Source organism: Mesorhizobium humile (genome assembly GCF_033977215.1).
GTDB lineage: Bacteria > Pseudomonadota > Alphaproteobacteria > Rhizobiales > Rhizobiaceae > Mesorhizobium > Mesorhizobium humile.
Genome location: NZ_JAVIIV010000021.1, coordinates 1 through 16139, shown reverse-complemented (window position 1 = coordinate 16139; position 16139 = coordinate 1). Strand labels below are relative to the sequence as shown.

The following is a 16139-nucleotide window of genomic DNA, read 5'->3' as shown; positions in this document are numbered from 1 at the left end:
CCGTGCGGAATTGCGTAAACGCTCTAAGGGTCTCCGGAGCCGCCGAATGGACCAGCGGCTCCGAATATCAGTATCAACCTCGACGGAAATTATTTCAAGCTTAAAGTTTCATAATTGAACGATGATCGGACGATGGATGCGGTCGGATCATTTTGTCGGGTCTTTTGGGCTCCACAGCACCGTCTCCGCGCCCTTCTCATAGGCCATGCCGGTCGGGTAGCTGATCGCTTCCAGCTGCAGCCCCCACGGTGCCTGGAAATAGAGGATGGTCTGGCCCGCGGCCGGGCCTTCCTTCACCGGCAGCGGCCCCAATCGTGTCTTCACGCCCTTGGCCTCCAGATAGGTCTTCGCGGCGGCGACGTCGTCGACATAGAAGGCGATGTGATAGCCGCCGATATCGCTGTTCTTGGGCGTTGCATCCTTCTGGTCGGGCGCTGTGTATTTGAACAGCTCGATGTTCGAGCCGTAGCCGCAGCGCACCATGGTGATCTCCTCGATCACTGCCTTCGGATCGACGCCGAGCAGGTCCTGCATGAAGGTGCCCTTGTCGTCGGCGAACGGCCCGAAGGACATCGCCTTCTTGCAGCCGACGACATTGGTGAAGAAGTCGACGGCCTGCTTCATGTCGGGCACGGTGATGCCGGTATGGTCGTGTCCGCGCATGCCGGGGATCGAATCCGCCGAGGCGGCTCCCATTGCGCCGAACAAGGAGGCCGCGAAGACCGCCGCCTGGATTGCGTATTTCATGTCACCCTCCGTTGGCGGGTCGACTTGTCCCTGCGCACATCCGAGGCCCGCTGGTCGGCGTGCGGATAGTCAAAACTCACCTCATGCCGGCGCCCGAGGCTGCAGCCAGTCCGGATCGATCTCCGGCAGCGGAATGGCGGCGAGCAGGTCGCGCGTGTAGGTTTCCTTCGGGTTGTCGAACAGCGCGTCGGTGGCACTGGCCTCGACGATCCTGCCTTCGCGCATGACGATGACCTGCTGGCAGAGCCGCCGGATCACCGACAAATCGTGGCTGATGAAGGCGACGGTCAGCCCCATCTCGGCCGCCAGCTTCTCCAGCAGCGTCAGGATTTGCGCCTGCGTCGAGACGTCGAGGCCGGAGACGATTTCGTCGGCCAGAACGAATTTCGGCGACAACGCCAATGCTCGCGCGATGCCGACGCGCTGCCGCTGGCCGCCTGACAGTTCGTGGCGGTAGCGGCTGGCAAAGCTCTGCGGCAGGCCGACGCGCTGCAGGGCTTCCGCGACGCGTTCCTTCAGCCGGTCGCCAAGCCCGTTCTGCCTCAAGGGGGCGGCGATGATGTTGAAGATCGTATGCCGCGGATTGAGCGACGACATCGGATCCTGGAAGATCATCTGCAGGTCGCGGCGTAGCGGCCTCAGCTCGGCTTCCGAAAGACGGCTGATGTCGCGCCCCTCGAAACCGATCGAGCCGGCGCTCGGCTCGAGCAGCCTGACCAGCGCGCGTCCGAGCGTCGACTTGCCGGAGCCGGACTCGCCGACGATGCCGGTGACCGATCCCTTGGGCAGATCGAAGTCCAGCCCTTTCAGGATTTCTGCCAACGGCGCGCGGCCGATCAGCGGCTTGCGCGTCATGTCGGGCAACGCCACCTTCAGCCCCCGCACGGAAAACAGCGGCTCAGCCATGGCCGGGCCTCCACTCCTTGTCGGCCGCTGCAATCTCGGCCGCCAGCCCCGCAAGCACGCTCTCGTCGACGGGCTTTAGCGAGGCGTAGGGATCGGTGTAGCGCGGCGTCGCCGCGATCAGCGCCCGCGTGTAGGGGTGTTGCGGGGCCGCGAAGAGGGCTGCGGTTTCGGCCTCCTCGACCATCTTGCCGGCATAGAGCACCGACACTTTCTGGCTGATCTTGGCGACGACGCCGAGATCGTGGGTCACGAACAGGATCGCCGTGCCATGGTCGCGCTGCAGTTGCGCGATCAGCCGCAGGATCTGTTTCTGCACCGTCACGTCAAGCGCCGTCGTCGGCTCGTCGGCGACGATCAGCCTCGGCTCCGCCGCGAAGGCCGCCGCGATCAGCACGCGCTGGCGCATGCCGCCGGATAATTCGTGCGGGTAACTTTTCAGCACGCGTTCCGGGTCGCGGATCTGCACCTCGTCGAGCAACTGCCGGATACGCTTGTCGGCTCTTTCGCCACTCCAGCCGAGGATGCGCACCAGCCGGTCGGTCATCTGCGCGCCGATGCGGCGCGAGGGGTTGAGCGCGGTGAGTGGATCCTGCGGGATCAGCGCCGTGCGCGCTCCGATCAGATTGCGCCGCGCCTTGGCATCGAGCCGACCCAGGTCCTCGCCCTCGATCAGCATCTCGCCTTCGACGACACGCACGCTTTTCGGCAGCACGCCGAGCACCGCCTTGCCGATCATCGTCTTACCCGCGCCGCTTTCGCCGACCAGCGCCCGCACTTCGCCCGCCTGGACGGCAAGCGACACTGAACGCAGCACGCGCTGGCCGTTGGGCAGCACAGCGCTCAAGCGGCGGATGTCGAGGCACGCGCTCATCGCAGCACCGGATCGAAACGCGCCTTCAGCGCTTCGCCGAACTGGCTGAAGGAAAGCACGGTGAGGATCAGCGTGATCAGCGGGAACACCAGCACCCACCAGGCCTGATGGATCGACAGCCGGCCCTCGGCGATGATGCTGCCCCAGGTCGGATCGTCGGTCGAGATCGACAGATTGACGAAGGAGAGGATCGCCTCGACGATCACGGCGATGCCCATTTCGAGCGACAGGAGCGCCACCACCGACGGCAACACATTGGGCAGCACTTCGCGCAGCATGATGCCGATCCGGCCATAGCCGGCGATGCGCGCGCTCTCGACATAGTCCATGCGCGCCTGGCTCATCGCCTCAGCTCGGATCACCCGGCAGAAGCGCGTCCAGTCGATGATCGCGATGGCGAGGATGACGGAGCTCAGGCCCGTGCCCAGCACCGCGACCAGGAGGATCGCGAACAGCACCGGCGGGAAGGCCATCCAGACATCGACGATGCGCGAGATGATGCGGTCGGCCCAGCCGCCGAAATAACCGGCGATCAGCCCGAGCGCCGAACCGATGAGGCAGGCGGACGTCGCGGCGGCGAAAGCGACGATGAAGGCGATGCGGCCACCGAAGATCAGCCGTGACAACAGATCCCGGCCGAGGCTGTCGGTGCCCAGCCAATAGCCTGGCTCGGCGCCGTCCAGCCAGAAGGGCGGCAGGCGCTCCAGCATCAGGTCCTGCGCCAGCGGGTCCTGCGGCGCGATCAGTGGCGCGAAGATCGCCGCCAGCAGCGCCAAGAGCAGCCAGCCGCCGGCCAGCCACAGCCGCGGGCTCAGGCCGCGTCGGGCAATGCGCGCCTCATCCATGGCGCAACCTCGGATTGAGCAGCGCATACATCATGTCGACGGCAAGGTTGATCAGCACGAAGAGCAGCGCGAACACCAGCACGATGCCCTGGATCAGCGGCAGGTCGCGATTGATGACGGCATCGATCGCCATGTTGCCGAGGCCCTCGTAGGAGAACAGCCGTTCGACGATGACGGTGCCGCCGATGAGGAACGTGAACTGTACGCCGACCAGCGTCAGCGTCGGCAGCGCGGCGTTCTTCAGCGCCTCGCGCAGGATCACCTGCGTCTCGGAAAAACCTTTGACCCGCGCCAGCACGACATAGTCGAGGTCCAGCACTTCCTTCAGCGACTGTTTGAGCAATTGGGCGATGATCGCCGCCAGCGGCAGCGCCAGCGCCACGGCCGGCATCAGCATGTGCCTCAGCAGGTCCCAGGTGAGGTCGAAGCGAAGTCTGAGAATGCTCTCGACGAGATAGAACTGGGTGACGAAAGGCAAATCGAGCTGCGGCGAAACTCGCCCTGAAATGTCGAAGACAGGCACCAGCACGCCGAACAGCAGGATCAGTACCAGGCCCCAGAGGAAATCGGGAATGGAAAGCGTAGCGCCGCTGGCGATGTCGATGCCCGCTTCGACAGCCGTGCCGCGCGAGCGCGCGCCAAGGATCGCGGCCGTGGCGCCGATCGCGATCGCCATCAGCAGCGCCACGGTCGCAAGCTCCAGCGTCGCCGGCAGCCGATTGAACACCAGGCCGAGCACGTCCTGGCGCAGCGAGATCGAGGTGCCGAAATCGCCATGCAGCACGCCGCCGAGCCAGATGAAGAACTGCTGCACGATCGACTTATCGAGCCCGTAGAGCGCGCGCAGCCGCGCAATGTCGTCATTGCTGGCGCCGGGGGGCAGCATCATGGCGATCGGGTCGCCCGGCGCCACGCGGATGACCACGAAGACGACGATGGCGACGCCGAACAGCGTCACCAGCATCGTCAACAGGCGAACGAGGAATCTCTGCAGCAGCATGCGCCCATATGTCCGGATGAAAATGCGCGCCGTCTTGCGGACGGCGCGCGTGGTAATCCAGGACCGAGGATCAGGCGGCCGGGGTCATCAGCGCCGGCAGCAGCGCGCCGGACACATGCTGCACGACATTGACTTTCTTCGAGTGCACGATCGGCTGCGCATATTGCATCAGCGGCAGCACATAGGCCTGCTCGGCGATGTACTTGTCGACGGCCTTCCAGCCGGCGATGCGCTTGGCCTCGTCCTTCTCGCCCCAAAGCGGGTTGATCATGTCGATCAGGTCCTGGCTGTCCCACACCGAGTGCGGGCTTGGGCCGTACATGGCGAAACCGGTCGAGGTGGTCGGGTCGCCGATCGAGTTGCCCCAATTGTAGAAGGCCGCCGGCGCCAGCTTGTCGGCGGCGCGCAGCTCGTAGTGCTTGGCGATCTCGTAGACCTCGATATTGGCCTCGATGCCGACCTTGCGCCACATGCCGACGATCGCCTGGATCATCTCATAGTCCTTGGGCTTGAAGCCCTTGGTGGTCTGTATAGTGAATTTCACCGGCTTCTTGGTCGAATAGCCGGAAGCGGCGAGCAGTTCCTTGGCCTTTTCCGGATTGTGCTCGACCTTGATCGACGGATCGAAGGCCGTGTATTCCGGCGTCTCCAGCGTGGCGATCGGCTGGCCGTAGCCGCGCAGCAGCCGCTTGACCAGCAGCTCCTTGTCCACCGCCATCACGGCCGCCTGGCGCACGTTCTTGTCCAGCATCGCCTCGATGTCGTTGAAGAAGATCATGCCGATGTCGGAGACATTCTTGATCGAGCCGGCCAGCCCGTCCTTCTTGATGAGGCGGTCATATTCCTCATAGGGAATTTCGAGCGTCACCTGCGAGGAGCCGGATTCGATCTCGGCGACGCGGCTCGCCGCGTCGGTGACGAACTTGATCGTCACATTCTCGAAGGCGGGCTTCGTGCCCCAATAGTGCGGATTGGCCTTCAGCCGCAGGAAGGCGTTGCGCTCGAACTTGTCGACCATATACGGACCGGTGCCGATTGGCGCCTTCTCGAAGCCCTCGGCGCCGACCTTCTCGTAATAGGCCTTCGGCAGGATGTAGCCCGTCAGGAACGACATCCACTTGAAATAGACCGGGTCGAACTGCACGACATCGCCGGTGATCTTGTTGCCGTCGATCTTGAAGTTGTTGACGTTTTTCCAGACGAACTGGATCGGGTTGCCGGTCTTCTCGTCGCCGGCGCGCTGCAGCGACCAGACCACGTCTTCCGCCGTGAAGGGCGAGCCGTCATGCCATTTCACGCCGTCGCGCACCGTCATCGTCACCTTGGTGCGGTCGTCGTTCCAGCCCCATTCGGTGAGCAGTCCGGGCGTGAAGGAAAGGTCCGGCTTCTGCCCGATGATCTGGTCGAACACCGACTGATAGAGCCCCTGGATGGTCGGGTTCACGGCCGAGGGTCCGGTCGTCGGGTCCCATGAGGGCAGGTTGACATTGTAGGCGATGGTGAGCTCGTCCGCCGCCTTTGCCGCCTTCGGCAGGCCCAGCGTCGCCGCACCGATCGCCGCGGCGCCATACCCAAGCAAGTCACGTCTGTTGATGGTCATGGTCGTTCCCCTTGTTGGTTGTCATTTGTCCGCGCGGCGTTTTCATTCGGTGGTGGGCAACCGCGCCTTGTCCATCCCGGAATTTCTAGTGCGTTTCACGGAAACGGCGAAACGCCCTATCTCTTTGTTTTTACGCAATTCCGGGCGGAAAACCGCTCACACTTTTCCTGGAATTGCTCTAGTTCCCTCCCAGCTGTTGGGCGAGCATGAAGCCGGAGCCTGCGCCCGTCCCGGCGCCGGGCCATGTCGCGGCGCCAGTGAGGAAGAGGTTCGAGACCGGCGTGTTCCAGCGCGCGAAGCCACGCGCCGGACGGAAGAGGAAATTCTGCGCCAGATGGTGGCTGCCGCAGATCTGGTCGCCGCCGACGAGGTTCGGGTTCTCGCGCTCGAGGTCGAGAGGCGAGAAGATCGCATGGCCAAGGATCTTTTTGCGCAATCCCGGCGCGTAGCTCTCGATGATGTCGAGCACGCGCTCGGCATAGGCGTCCTTGACCGCGTCCCAGTGAGCGGGGGCGATCTTGCCGGCCGCATCGCCGAGGATCTCCGCCGGCAGCATGCGCACCTGCACCCACAGCACATGCTTGCCTTGCGGCGCGCGCGACGGATCGACGGCCGTCGGCTGGCCGACCACGAGCACCGGCTTGTCGGGCAGCTGCCCGGCGATCGCCTGCTGGTAGACACGTGACATGGCGTCGAGCGATGGCGCCAGATGCACATAGGCGAATTGCCGAAGCTCGGCGCCGGCGCTCCAGTCCGGCAGATCGTCCAGCGCCAGATGGATCATCATCGTGCCCGGCGCATGGCGGAATGTCTTCATCGCCGCATCGAAGCCGGCGTCGCCGGAGCCATTGGGCAGTAGCCTGCCCGGCAGCGCTTTCGGCGCGACACCGGCAATCACGGCCTTGCGCGCGACATGGGTTTCGCCGGATGCCAACCTAACCCCGGTCGCCTTGCCGCCCGAAACCGTGATCTCGGCGATTTCCGCGCCGGTGGCGATCTTGCCGCCGGCCGCGGCCACCATGCCGGCCAGCGCGCGGATGATGGTGTCGGCGCCGCCTTTGCCCAGCACCATGCCAAAACTCTGGTTGGCCATCGATTCCAGGTAGGGAAACACGGCGCCGCCGGCGATGTCGGGCGCGAAGTCGAGATGCATGCCCCAGGCCGCCAGCGTCGTGCGCACATGCGGCGTCTCGAAATTCTCTTCCAGCCAGGCGCGCGGCGATGACAGCAGCAATCGAACCGTATCGAGCGCGCCGGCCAGGCCCTTCTTGCGCCACAGATTCCAGCCCGTGCCGGCCAGCGCCCTTGCGCTCATCGGCGAGCCCAGCAGGCGGAACAGGTGTTCGGCCTCGCCCGGAAAGGCGCCGACCAGCCGGCGCCATGCGGCTGCATCGGCGGCGGAGAAGGCAGCCAGCCGCGCCGCCGTCTTTTCGAGGTCGTTGCTGACGCCGAACCATTTACCATCCGGGAAGGCGCTGGCGAAACAATCGGCCACGGGCGCGAATTCCAGCCCGTGATTTTTCAATTCATTTGCATATTTCCGGTGGAAGGCGGAGCCTGCGAAGAGGCTCAAATTCATCGCGCCGAAATCGTGCCGGAAGCCGGGAAGCGTGTATTCGGCGGTCCGCACCGCGCCGCCAATTGCCTCGCTGCGCTCGAAAACCGCTATTTTCCAGCCCTTGAGCGCCAAATGCGCGGCGCATGCCAGACTGTTGTGGCCCGCCCCGACAAAGATGGCGTCGAACTCGCTCACGCCCCGCCCCAAAAATGCTTTATGCTTAAAGATAATTGCAGATGCATATGTTTTCGTCTAGTAGGTATATTAAGGGCCGCAACGAGCCTTGATGATCACCGACAAGAGGGAACGAAAGACCATGGACACGCAGAAACTCCTCGGCGAGGTCGCCGGCCAGCTGCTTTCAGGCGCCATCAAGGTGGTCGACCTGACGGCGCCGCTCGGGCCGAACACGCCACTGATCAAGCTGCCGCCGGAACTCGCCGTCGACACGCCGAAGGTCGAGATCCACGAGATCTCCAAATATGACAAGAACGGTCCGTGGTGGGCCTGGAACTGGCTGAAGCTCGGCGAGCATTCGGGCACGCATTTCGACGCGCCGCAGCACTGGATCACCGGCAAGGACTATCCGGACGGCGCCACCGACACCATTCCGGCGCAGAATTTCATCGGCCCTGTCAACGTCATTGATTGCTCAGTGGAGTCGGCGGCCGACCACGATTTCCTGCTCACCGTCGACCACATCAAAGCCTGGGAAGCCAAGCACGGCGCCATCAATCCCGGCGAGTGGGTGGTGATGCGCACCGACTGGTACAAGCGCAACGGCTCGGAAGCCGAGTTCCTCAACGCCAACGAGACCGGCCCGCATACGCCCGGCCCGACGGCGGAAGCCATCCAGTTCCTGATCAGCAAGGATATCAAGGGCTGGGGTTCTGAGACGATCGGCACCGATGCCGGTAAAGCAGGAGGGATGGAGCCGCCATTCCCGGCGCATACGCTGATGCACAAGGCCAACCGCTATGGGCTGGCCAGCCTGTGCAACCTCGACCAGCTGCCGCCGAAGGGGGCGATCCTGATTGCCGCCCCGCTCAAGATCGAGCGCGGCACCGGCAGCCCGATCCGCGCCCTGGCGCTGGTGCCGGGCAAGTAATGCAGGGTGGCGGTCTTCGGGAGAAGATCATGCTCGAGGGCAATGGAGTTATGACGAGGTCGAGGCGGCCGTCCTGGAGCGTCAGTGCTCTACGGCGCCCCCCTCTGTCCTGCCGGACATCTCCCCCTCCAGGGGGGAGATCGGATGTCACGCCGGCCTTCGCCAACCTCCAAGATTGCAGGACGGCGCGGGGCGCCGAAGCTGCCAATCTCCCCCCAAGAGGGGGAGATGCCCGGCAGGGCAGAGGGGGGCGCGAAGGAACCCGGCATGGAGCGATTGACGCTCCCTTACCCGGGAGCCCCCAATGACCGCCCCCGATCACATCGTCGTCGGCAGCGGCATCAACGCCCTGGTCTGCGCGGCGATGCTTGGCGCCAAGGGCGCGAGCGTGCTCGTGCTCGAGCGCAACGACCGCATCGGCGGCTGCATGCGCACCGAGGAGGCGACAGTGCCGGGCTTCGTCCATGACGTGATGGCCACGACCTTCGTGCTGTTCATCACCTCGCCGGCCTTTGCCGCGCTCGGCAAGGACCTTGCGCGGCACGGGCTGGAGTTCTGCCACACCGCCACGCCGACGGGCGTGCTCACGCCCGACGGCAGCCATGCCGTCATCACCACGGACCGCGCCGCCAACATCGCAGCGCTGAACCGGACCGCGCCCGGCGACGGCGACCGTCACGGCGGCGATGTCGGCGGCATCGAGCGCAATGCCGGGCTGCTGTTCGGCCTGCTTGGCGGCGCGCTCTGGTCCTATCCGACGACGAAGCTCATCGCCGGCGAGGCTTGGCGGCGCGGCCCGCGCGACCTTGCCGCCTTCATGGGCGAGGCGCTGGTGCCCGCGCGGGGTTGGCTGGAAACGACTTACAGTTCCGACCTCGTCCGCGCGCTCTGGGCGCCCTGGGTGCTGCATGCCGGGCTCGGACCGGAAGACGCCTTCTCCGGCCAGATCGCCAAGGTCATCGCCTTCGCGCTGGAGGCCGCCGGCGCGCCGATCGTCAAGGGCGGCGCCAGGAACCTGCTCGCCGCCTTCGAGGCGCTGATCAAGGAACGCGGTGGCGAGATCCGCGTCAACGCCGACGTTGACGCGATCGTCCAGAGCGGCGGCCGGGCCAGCGGCGTGCGGCTCGCTTCCGGCGAAACGCTGAACGCCACGAAGAGCGTCATCTGCTCGGTCACGCCGACGCAGCTCTACGGCCGCCTGCTCGGCAGGGATGCGCCTGAACGCGACGTCGAGGCGGCGCGCGTTTATCGCTACGGCAAGGGCAACTTCCAGATCCACTATGCGCTGAACAAGCCGCCGGCCTGGCGCGGCGAGGGCCTCGACAAGGTGGCCCTGCTGCATCTGACGCCGGGGCTCGATAGCGTGTCGAAGGCCTGCAACGAAGCAGTGCGCGGCCTGCTGCCGGAGGTGCCGACGATCTGCGTCGGCCAGCCGCACGCGCTCGATCCGACGCGCTGCCCGGACGGCAAGGCGATCCTGTGGCTGCAACTGCCGGAGGCACCGCGCCACATCAAGGGCGATGCCGCCGGCAAGCTCGAGGCCCCGGCAGACGGTCGCTGGAACGACGCGCTGCGCGAGGCCTATGCCGACCGCGTGGAGACGATCCTCGCCAACCATATCGACGGTTTCCGCGAGACCGTGATCGCGCGCCGCGCCTATTCACCGGCCGATCTCGAAGCGATGAATGTCAACCTGGTCGGCGGCGATCCCTATGGCGGCTCGTCCACCATCGATCAGTCCTTCCTGTGGCGACCGTTCAAGGCAAGCCGCAACCACGAGACCGGCATCAAGGGCCTCTACCATATCGGCGCCTCGACCCATCCGGGCGCCGGCCTCGGCGGTGGCTCCGGCTTCCTCTTGGCGGGGAGGCTGTGATGGAACAGAAGCTCGCTGAAAGGCGCCAGCGCATCTCGACCCTCGGTGAGATTGGCCTGCAGCAGTTCGCGCCCTATCTGATGAACCGCATCATGGGCCGCTACAACGCCACGCTGCGTGACGACTTCCGCAAGCAGGGCCTGACCATTCCGCAGGTGCGCACGCTGGCCGTGCTGTCGGTCACCGACGGCGTCACCGTCAACGACCTCTCGGTCTACACGGTTATCGAGCAGTCGACCTTGAGCCGCACGCTTGACACGCTGGAAGGCCAGGGCCTGGTGCGGCGCGAGCAGGGCGTCAGCGACAGCCGCTTCCGCCATGTGTTCCTGACCGATGATGGACGGGCACTGTTCACGCGCGCCTGGCCGGCCATGCATGACGCTTTCGAGGCGATGTTCGACGATGTCGACGATGCCGAATACGCGGCGCTGATCGCGACGCTCCAGAAGATGCTGAAGAACATTCGCAAGCACGAAATCTAGATGTACGCGCCGCCTCCCCAAGGCAACGGGAAGACGGCAACGGAAGGAGGCGAAAATGGCCGAACGGTCTTTTGCCAAGGAAGTTGAAAAGCTGAGACTTGGCGCCGGCGAGGAATTCGCCGGCGAGGGCATCCTCGCCATCACCAAGGCGCTGCTGCAATGCGGCGTCGGCTATGTCGGCGGCTACCAGGGCGCGCCGATCAGCCATCTGATGGACGTGCTGGCCGATGCGCAGGATATCCTGGGCGAGCTCGGCGTGCATTTCGAGGCGAGCGCTTCCGAAGCCACCGCCACCGCCATGCTCGCCGCCTCCGTGCATTATCCGATCCGCGGTGCCGCGACCTTCAAGTCGACGGTCGGCACCAACGTCGCGTCCGATGCGCTGGCCAACCTGGCGTCCGGCGGCGTCACCGGCGGCGCGCTGATCATCGTCGGCGAGGACTATGGCGAGGGCTCCTCCATCATGCAGGAGCGCAGCCACGCCTTCGCCATGAAGAGCCAGGTCTGGCTGCTCGATCCGCGCCCGAACCTGCCCTCCATCGTCAAGGCGGTCGAGGATGGCTTCGAGTTGTCGGAGGTCTCGAACACGCCGGTGATGCTGCAGGTGCGCATCCGCTGCTGCCACGTCCACGGCCATTTCATCGCCAAGGACAACAAGCGCCCGCCGATGTCGGTCGCCGATGCGCTGTCGGCGCCGCGCCGCGACACCGGCCGCATTGTTTTACCGCCTGCCTCCTTCCTGCATGAGAAGGAGAAGGTCGCCAAGCGTTGGCCGGCGGCGGTCGATTTCATCAAGAGCCGCAAGATCAACGAGCTCTTCGGGCCGGACCACGGCTCGGTCGGCATCGTCATGCAGGGCGGCATGTACAATTCCGTCATCCGCGCGCTGCAGCGGCTCGGCCTCGCCGACACCTATGGCGACACCGACGTGCCGGTTTATGTGCTGAACGCCGTCTATCCGCTGGTAGACGACGAGTTCCTGTCCTTCTGCGAAGGCAAGCAGGCGGTCCTCGTCGTCGAGGAAGGCCAGCCCAATTACATCGAGCAGGCCTTTGCCGCGATGCTGCACAAGGCCGGGCGCGGCACGAAGCTGGTCGGCAAGGAGCATCTGCCGATGGCCGGCGAATATACTGGCCAGGTGATGCTCGACGGCATTGGCTCCTTCCTGCACGCCAACGCGCCGCACCTGCTGCCGGGCGAGGTGCGCGCGCCGAACAAGCTGGGCGAGGGTGTCGATACGGCCGATCTCATCAACGTCGTCCCCGGCCGGCCGCCGGGCTTTTGTATCGGCTGTCCGGAGCGGCCGATCTTCGCCGCGACGAAACTGGTCGAGCAGGAGCTCGGCAAGCACCACATCGCCTCCGACATCGGCTGTCACCTGTTCTCGATCATGCCCCCCTTCGAGCTGGGCGCCACGACGATGGGCTACGGGCTGGGGCCTGCCTCGGCCTCCGCCTTCAATTCGCCGGACGCGAAACGCCGCTCTATCTCCTTCGTCGGCGATGGCGGCTTCTGGCACAACGGCCTGACCTCCTCGATCGGCAACGCCGTCTTCAACAAGAATGACGGCGTCATCGTCATCGTCGACAATTTCTACTCGGCCGCCACCGGCGGCCAGGACATCCTGTCCTCACGGGCTTCGAACCGCACCAAGTCGACCAAGCATCCGATCGACGAGGCGGTGAAGGGCATGGGCGTCAAATGGCTGCGCCACATCGACCGTACCTATGATGTCGGCAAGATGCGAGCCGCGTTGCGCGACGCGCTGACCACCGAAGAGAAGGGGCCGAAGGTCATCGTCGCCTCGTCGGAATGCATGCTCAACCGGCAGCGCCGCGAGAAGCCGCTGGTCGACAAGGCGATCAAGGGCGGCGAGCGGGTGGTGAAGCCGAAATTCGGCGTCGACGAGGACATTTGCACCGGCGACCATGCCTGCATGCGGCTCTCCGGCTGCCCGTCGCTGTCGGTGAAGTCGCTCGACGATCCGCTGCGCGACGATCCGGTCGCCGCGATCGACCAGAACTGCGTCGGCTGCGGCAATTGCGGCGAGGTGGCGGATGCCGCCGTGCTCTGCCCGTCCTTCTACCGGGCCGACGTCGTCCACAATCCCGGCCGTTGGGACCGGTTCCTGGAAAGCGCGCGCCGCGCCGTCATCGGCCTCCTGCAGCGCCGCCGCGAGAGCCGCCGCTTGATGTTCGCCGATGCTTGACCAGACCTCTCCCCTGCGCCCGAAATCGGGCGCCCATGACGACGAGCGCGTCATCAAGCTTGCCGTGCTCGCCGTCGGCGGCCAGGGCGGCGGTGTGCTCGCCGACTGGATCACCGACGTCGCCGAGCGCAACGGCTACATCGCCCAGTCCACCTCGGTCGCGGGCGTCGCCCAGCGCACGGGCGCGACGATCTATTACATCGAAATGGCTCGCGACACGGGCCGGCTGCCGGTCTTCGCGCTGTCGCCTTCGCAGGGCGACGTCGATATCCTGATCGCCGCCGAACTGATGGAAGCCGGCCGCGCCATCATCCGCGGCTTCGTCACGCCCGAGCGCACGACACTGATCACCTCCTCGCACCGCATCGCCGCGGTCTCGGAAAAGATCGAACCGGGCGACGGCCGCGCCTCGTCGGAAAAAGTGCATGCGACGGCGCAGGCTGCGTCCAAGCGCTTCATCGCCTTCGACATGGAGAAGATCGCAGCCGAGAACGGCACGATGATCTCGGCCAGCCTGCTCGGCGCGCTGGCCGGCGCCGATGCGCTGCCCTTCACGCGGGAGAGCTACGAGCAGGCGATCGGCGCCGGCGGCCGTGGCGTCAAGGCGAGCCTCGCCGCCTTCGGCGCTGCCTGCGATCGCGCACGCGGTGTCGTGGCAGCGCCGGCCGGCGAAAAAGCGGCGGAGCCTGCCGATGCCTCACCCAAGCCAACGGCGAAGGTCAGTGGTCCCGAAACGCTGTTGAAAGGCTGGCAAGAGCTTGCCGGCCGCGTCGCGGCGCTGCCGGAATCGCCGCGCGACATGGCCGAACGCGGCCTGAAAAAGGTCGTCGACTATCAGGACATCGCCTATGGCCGCGAATATCTCGACCGGCTGGACAGAGCGGTGGCGCTGGACGATGCGGCGCGCGGCTATGCTTTGTCGATTGCGGCCGCAAAGCATCTCGCCAACGCCATGTGCTACGACGACATGATCCGCGTCGCCGATCTGAAGACGCGCTCGACCCGCAACAAGCGTGTGCGCAAGGAGGTCGGCGTCAAGGACGGTTCGGTGCTGCAGGTCACCGAATATTTCCATCCGCGCATCGAGGAGTTCTGCGGCACGCTGCCGGCGGGCCTGGGCAGCTACATCGAGAGCCGCCCAAAACTCGCCGCCTTCCTCGACCGCCGCATCAATCGCGGCCGCCACATCCGCACCGACAGTTTTTCCGGCTTCGCCATGCTGTGGTTCATCGGTGGCCTGCGCCGCTGGCGCCGCCGCCTGCTGCGCCACAGGATAGAGGTCGAGCATCTGGAGCGCTGGTACGAACTGGCGCTCGCTCATGCGCGGGACAACTACACTTTGGCCACCGAGATCCTGAACTGCCGCCGGCTGATCAAGGGCTACAGCGACACCCATGCCCGCGCCCAGTCGAAATTCGACCGCGTGCTGTCGGCGCTAGCCATGCTCAAGGGTCGTGAAGACGCCGCCGACTGGATCCGCCGCCTGCGCGAGGCGGCGCTGAAGGACGAAAAGGGCGACATGCTCGATGGCGCGTTGAAGACGGTGGCGACGCTGGGCGGATAGGCCGGCTTTGTAACGCGCGAGTTGTTGCCACGGATTGGCTATTCGGTCGCTTCCCGTCCAGAGACCTCCTCGACATGGATCCGGAAGAAGACGTGCGGCAAACTGTCTGAGACGGGAGGCATGACAGGCTTGAGCGCGCCGGGCTCCCACCAGTCCGTGTGCTTGCTCAACACCGACCATGCATGGTCGCGCTCAACCCGGTGGCCGATTCGGTCCGGCAGTTCCTCATAGCGGCCGTCGACGATCACGCTTCTCCAGCCGCGCCCCTGCGTGTGCTCTCCCACCTGCGCACATATCAGGGGATTGGCCCGCATCCAGTCGATCTTCTTGCCCGGCAAAGAGAATGCATAGAGGTGACTGTCGGCATAGGCGTAATTGAAACATACGACGTAGGGTCGTCCGTCCTTCGCACATGCCAGATGTCCAGTGCGGTTGGCCGCCAACATTTTCGTGCATTCCAGGGTGGAGAGCGTGCGGATCATCATCTGTGTGATCTCCTTCAGCCGGCCTTCGGCCTCGCGGATTTCTGTCGATCGGTTCTTGCCGATACTAGTGCGGGACACGTCCAGGCTCATTGATATGGATCAATTTGTTACGGGGCGAAGGCCGGGGCCTGCCATGCCGTATAGAGCCGCACCGACCGAAACCGTGCGGCGAACCGATCTGACGAAGATGTGATCGATGCGGCTCCGACGGAATTTGGCCCCGTCCTCCGTTTCACGGATGTAGGGATGAATTACGGAGACAACGCATGTTCACCAAATACTTTCTGCCCGTCGCCTTGGCCGCCGGCACCTTGATGCTGTCCGGCGTCGGCTCGCAGGCCATGCCGATGGCCAAACCCAATGCCGTGCCGCTACCCATCGAAACCGTCGGCTGGCGCTGCGGCCCCGGCTGGCACATGAACCGCTGGGGCAGATGCGTGCCGAACGGCCGAGTGATTATCCGCCCGATGCATGTGCGCCATTGGCACCCCGGCTTCTGGTATCACGGCCGCTGGCATCGCGGTTTTTGGAGCTGATGATCCGTCGAGGGATCGACGCCCGCGCCCGGCAACGGCGCGGGCGTTTTTTGTTGAGGGGCTATCTCGTTGAGCTTCGCGGAACGTTCGTGATTGGCCGAAGCCCCTCAGCTTCGTCATCCACGGGCGGAGCGGAAGCGAAGCGGACGCGGAGACCCGAGGATCCATTCCGTGACCTTGGCCGAGGGATGCAGCGGAGCAGAATTCTGCACCGCGGCAACGCCTCGACCTCACGGCATGGATTCTATGGTCTGCGCGTCGCTTCGCTCCTTGCTCCGCCATAGAATGATGGGTGGACGGCCCCTTGCGGCATCGAATGTGCCAAACTGGGCTGTGATTAACTCCAGCGGAA

General features: G+C 65.1%; 14 protein-coding genes. 6 read left to right on the top strand and 8 right to left on the bottom strand.

Translation table 11 applies throughout. From position 1 onward, the window contains the following. Nucleotides 1-147: 147 nt before the first annotated feature. The 7 genes from RFM52_RS25800 to RFM52_RS25770 form a co-directional block, all read right to left on the bottom strand. Nucleotides 148-747 (bottom strand): VOC family protein, encoded by a 600-nt coding sequence (locus RFM52_RS25800; protein WP_320294424.1) that lies wholly within the window; start codon nt 745-747, stop codon nt 148-150. Nucleotides 748-828: 81 nt separating this feature from the next. Further along, nucleotides 829-1653 (bottom strand): ATP-binding cassette domain-containing protein, encoded by an 825-nt coding sequence (locus tag RFM52_RS25795; RefSeq protein ID WP_320294425.1) that lies wholly within the window; start codon nt 1651-1653, stop codon nt 829-831. Further along, nucleotides 1646-2524: an ABC transporter ATP-binding protein gene (locus tag RFM52_RS25790; protein WP_320294426.1), complete on the bottom strand. Its 879-nt coding sequence runs from the start codon at nt 2522-2524 to the stop codon at nt 1646-1648. Before RFM52_RS25790 ends, RFM52_RS25795 begins: the two co-directional genes overlap by 8 nt. Further along, nucleotides 2521-3369, bottom strand: a complete 849-nt coding sequence (locus RFM52_RS25785; RefSeq protein ID WP_126062915.1) for an ABC transporter permease — start codon at nt 3367-3369, stop codon at nt 2521-2523. Before RFM52_RS25785 ends, RFM52_RS25790 begins: the two co-directional genes overlap by 4 nt. Further along, complete coding sequence (locus RFM52_RS25780) at nt 3362-4369, bottom strand: ABC transporter permease (protein ID WP_320294427.1); 1008 nt, start codon at nt 4367-4369, stop codon at nt 3362-3364. The genes RFM52_RS25785 and RFM52_RS25780 overlap by 8 nt, the downstream gene beginning before the upstream one ends. Before the next feature lie 70 nt (nt 4370-4439). Beyond that, the gene (locus RFM52_RS25775) at nt 4440-5969 is read right to left on the bottom strand and encodes an ABC transporter substrate-binding protein (protein WP_320294428.1); all 1530 of its coding nucleotides are present in this window, start codon (nt 5967-5969) and stop codon (nt 4440-4442) included. Between the two features lie 178 nt (nt 5970-6147). Next, nucleotides 6148-7722, bottom strand: coding sequence for a phytoene desaturase family protein (locus RFM52_RS25770; protein ID WP_320294429.1), 1575 nt, complete (start codon nt 7720-7722; stop codon nt 6148-6150). A 121-nt stretch (nt 7723-7843) separates the two neighbouring features. Between RFM52_RS25770 and RFM52_RS25765 the strand changes: the two genes are divergently transcribed. From RFM52_RS25765 to RFM52_RS25745, 5 genes are all read left to right on the top strand, one after another. Further along, nucleotides 7844-8635 (top strand): cyclase family protein, encoded by a 792-nt coding sequence (locus tag RFM52_RS25765; RefSeq protein WP_320294478.1) that lies wholly within the window; start codon nt 7844-7846, stop codon nt 8633-8635. A 304-nt stretch (nt 8636-8939) separates the two neighbouring features. Further along, nucleotides 8940-10511 carry a phytoene desaturase family protein gene (locus RFM52_RS25760; protein ID WP_320294430.1) on the top strand — a complete coding sequence of 524 codons (1572 nt, stop codon included), beginning with the start codon at nt 8940-8942 and terminating at the stop codon, nt 10509-10511. Next, nucleotides 10511-10993: a MarR family winged helix-turn-helix transcriptional regulator gene (locus RFM52_RS25755; protein WP_320294431.1), complete on the top strand. Its 483-nt coding sequence runs from the start codon at nt 10511-10513 to the stop codon at nt 10991-10993. The genes RFM52_RS25760 and RFM52_RS25755 overlap by 1 nt, the downstream gene beginning before the upstream one ends. A 55-nt stretch (nt 10994-11048) precedes the next feature. After that, on the top strand, nt 11049-13202 hold the full coding sequence (locus RFM52_RS25750) for an indolepyruvate ferredoxin oxidoreductase subunit alpha (RefSeq protein WP_320294432.1): 2154 nt from the start codon (nt 11049-11051) through the stop codon (nt 13200-13202). After that, complete coding sequence (locus RFM52_RS25745; RefSeq protein ID WP_320294433.1) at nt 13195-14766, top strand: indolepyruvate oxidoreductase subunit beta family protein; 1572 nt, start codon at nt 13195-13197, stop codon at nt 14764-14766. The genes RFM52_RS25750 and RFM52_RS25745 overlap by 8 nt, the downstream gene beginning before the upstream one ends. 38 nt (nt 14767-14804) lie before the next feature. On the opposite strand, the gene RFM52_RS25740 is transcribed toward RFM52_RS25745, so the two are convergent. Next, entirely contained in the window at nt 14805-15251 is a 447-nt protein-coding gene (locus RFM52_RS25740) for a pyridoxamine 5'-phosphate oxidase family protein (RefSeq protein ID WP_320294479.1), read from the bottom strand. A gap of 266 nt (nt 15252-15517) precedes the next feature. On the opposite strand from RFM52_RS25740, the gene RFM52_RS25735 reads away from it, so the two are divergent. Next, entirely contained in the window at nt 15518-15787 is a 270-nt protein-coding gene (locus RFM52_RS25735) for a GCG_CRPN prefix-to-repeats domain-containing protein (RefSeq protein ID WP_320294434.1), read from the top strand. The last annotated feature ends 352 nt before the right edge of the window (nt 15788-16139 follow it).

Coding starts and splice junctions, on each gene's coding strand:
- RFM52_RS25800 (WP_320294424.1), bottom strand. CDS start 747: ATGAAATACGCAATCCAGGCGGCGGTCTTCGCGGCCTCCTTGTTCGGC.
- RFM52_RS25795 (WP_320294425.1), bottom strand. CDS start 1,653: ATGGCTGAGCCGCTGTTTTCCGTGCGGGGGCTGAAGGTGGCGTTGCCC.
- RFM52_RS25790 (WP_320294426.1), bottom strand. CDS start 2,524: ATGAGCGCGTGCCTCGACATCCGCCGCTTGAGCGCTGTGCTGCCCAAC.
- RFM52_RS25785 (WP_126062915.1), bottom strand. CDS start 3,369: ATGGATGAGGCGCGCATTGCCCGACGCGGCCTGAGCCCGCGGCTGTGG.
- RFM52_RS25780 (WP_320294427.1), bottom strand. CDS start 4,369: ATGCTGCTGCAGAGATTCCTCGTTCGCCTGTTGACGATGCTGGTGACG.
- RFM52_RS25775 (WP_320294428.1), bottom strand. CDS start 5,969: ATGACCATCAACAGACGTGACTTGCTTGGGTATGGCGCCGCGGCGATC.
- RFM52_RS25765 (WP_320294478.1), top strand. CDS start 7,844: ATGGACACGCAGAAACTCCTCGGCGAGGTCGCCGGCCAGCTGCTTTCA.
- RFM52_RS25760 (WP_320294430.1), top strand. CDS start 8,940: ATGACCGCCCCCGATCACATCGTCGTCGGCAGCGGCATCAACGCCCTG.
- RFM52_RS25755 (WP_320294431.1), top strand. CDS start 10,511: ATGGAACAGAAGCTCGCTGAAAGGCGCCAGCGCATCTCGACCCTCGGT.
- RFM52_RS25750 (WP_320294432.1), top strand. CDS start 11,049: ATGGCCGAACGGTCTTTTGCCAAGGAAGTTGAAAAGCTGAGACTTGGC.
- RFM52_RS25745 (WP_320294433.1), top strand. CDS start 13,195: ATGCTTGACCAGACCTCTCCCCTGCGCCCGAAATCGGGCGCCCATGAC.
- RFM52_RS25740 (WP_320294479.1), bottom strand. CDS start 15,251: ATGATGATCCGCACGCTCTCCACCCTGGAATGCACGAAAATGTTGGCG.
- RFM52_RS25735 (WP_320294434.1), top strand. CDS start 15,518: ATGTTCACCAAATACTTTCTGCCCGTCGCCTTGGCCGCCGGCACCTTG.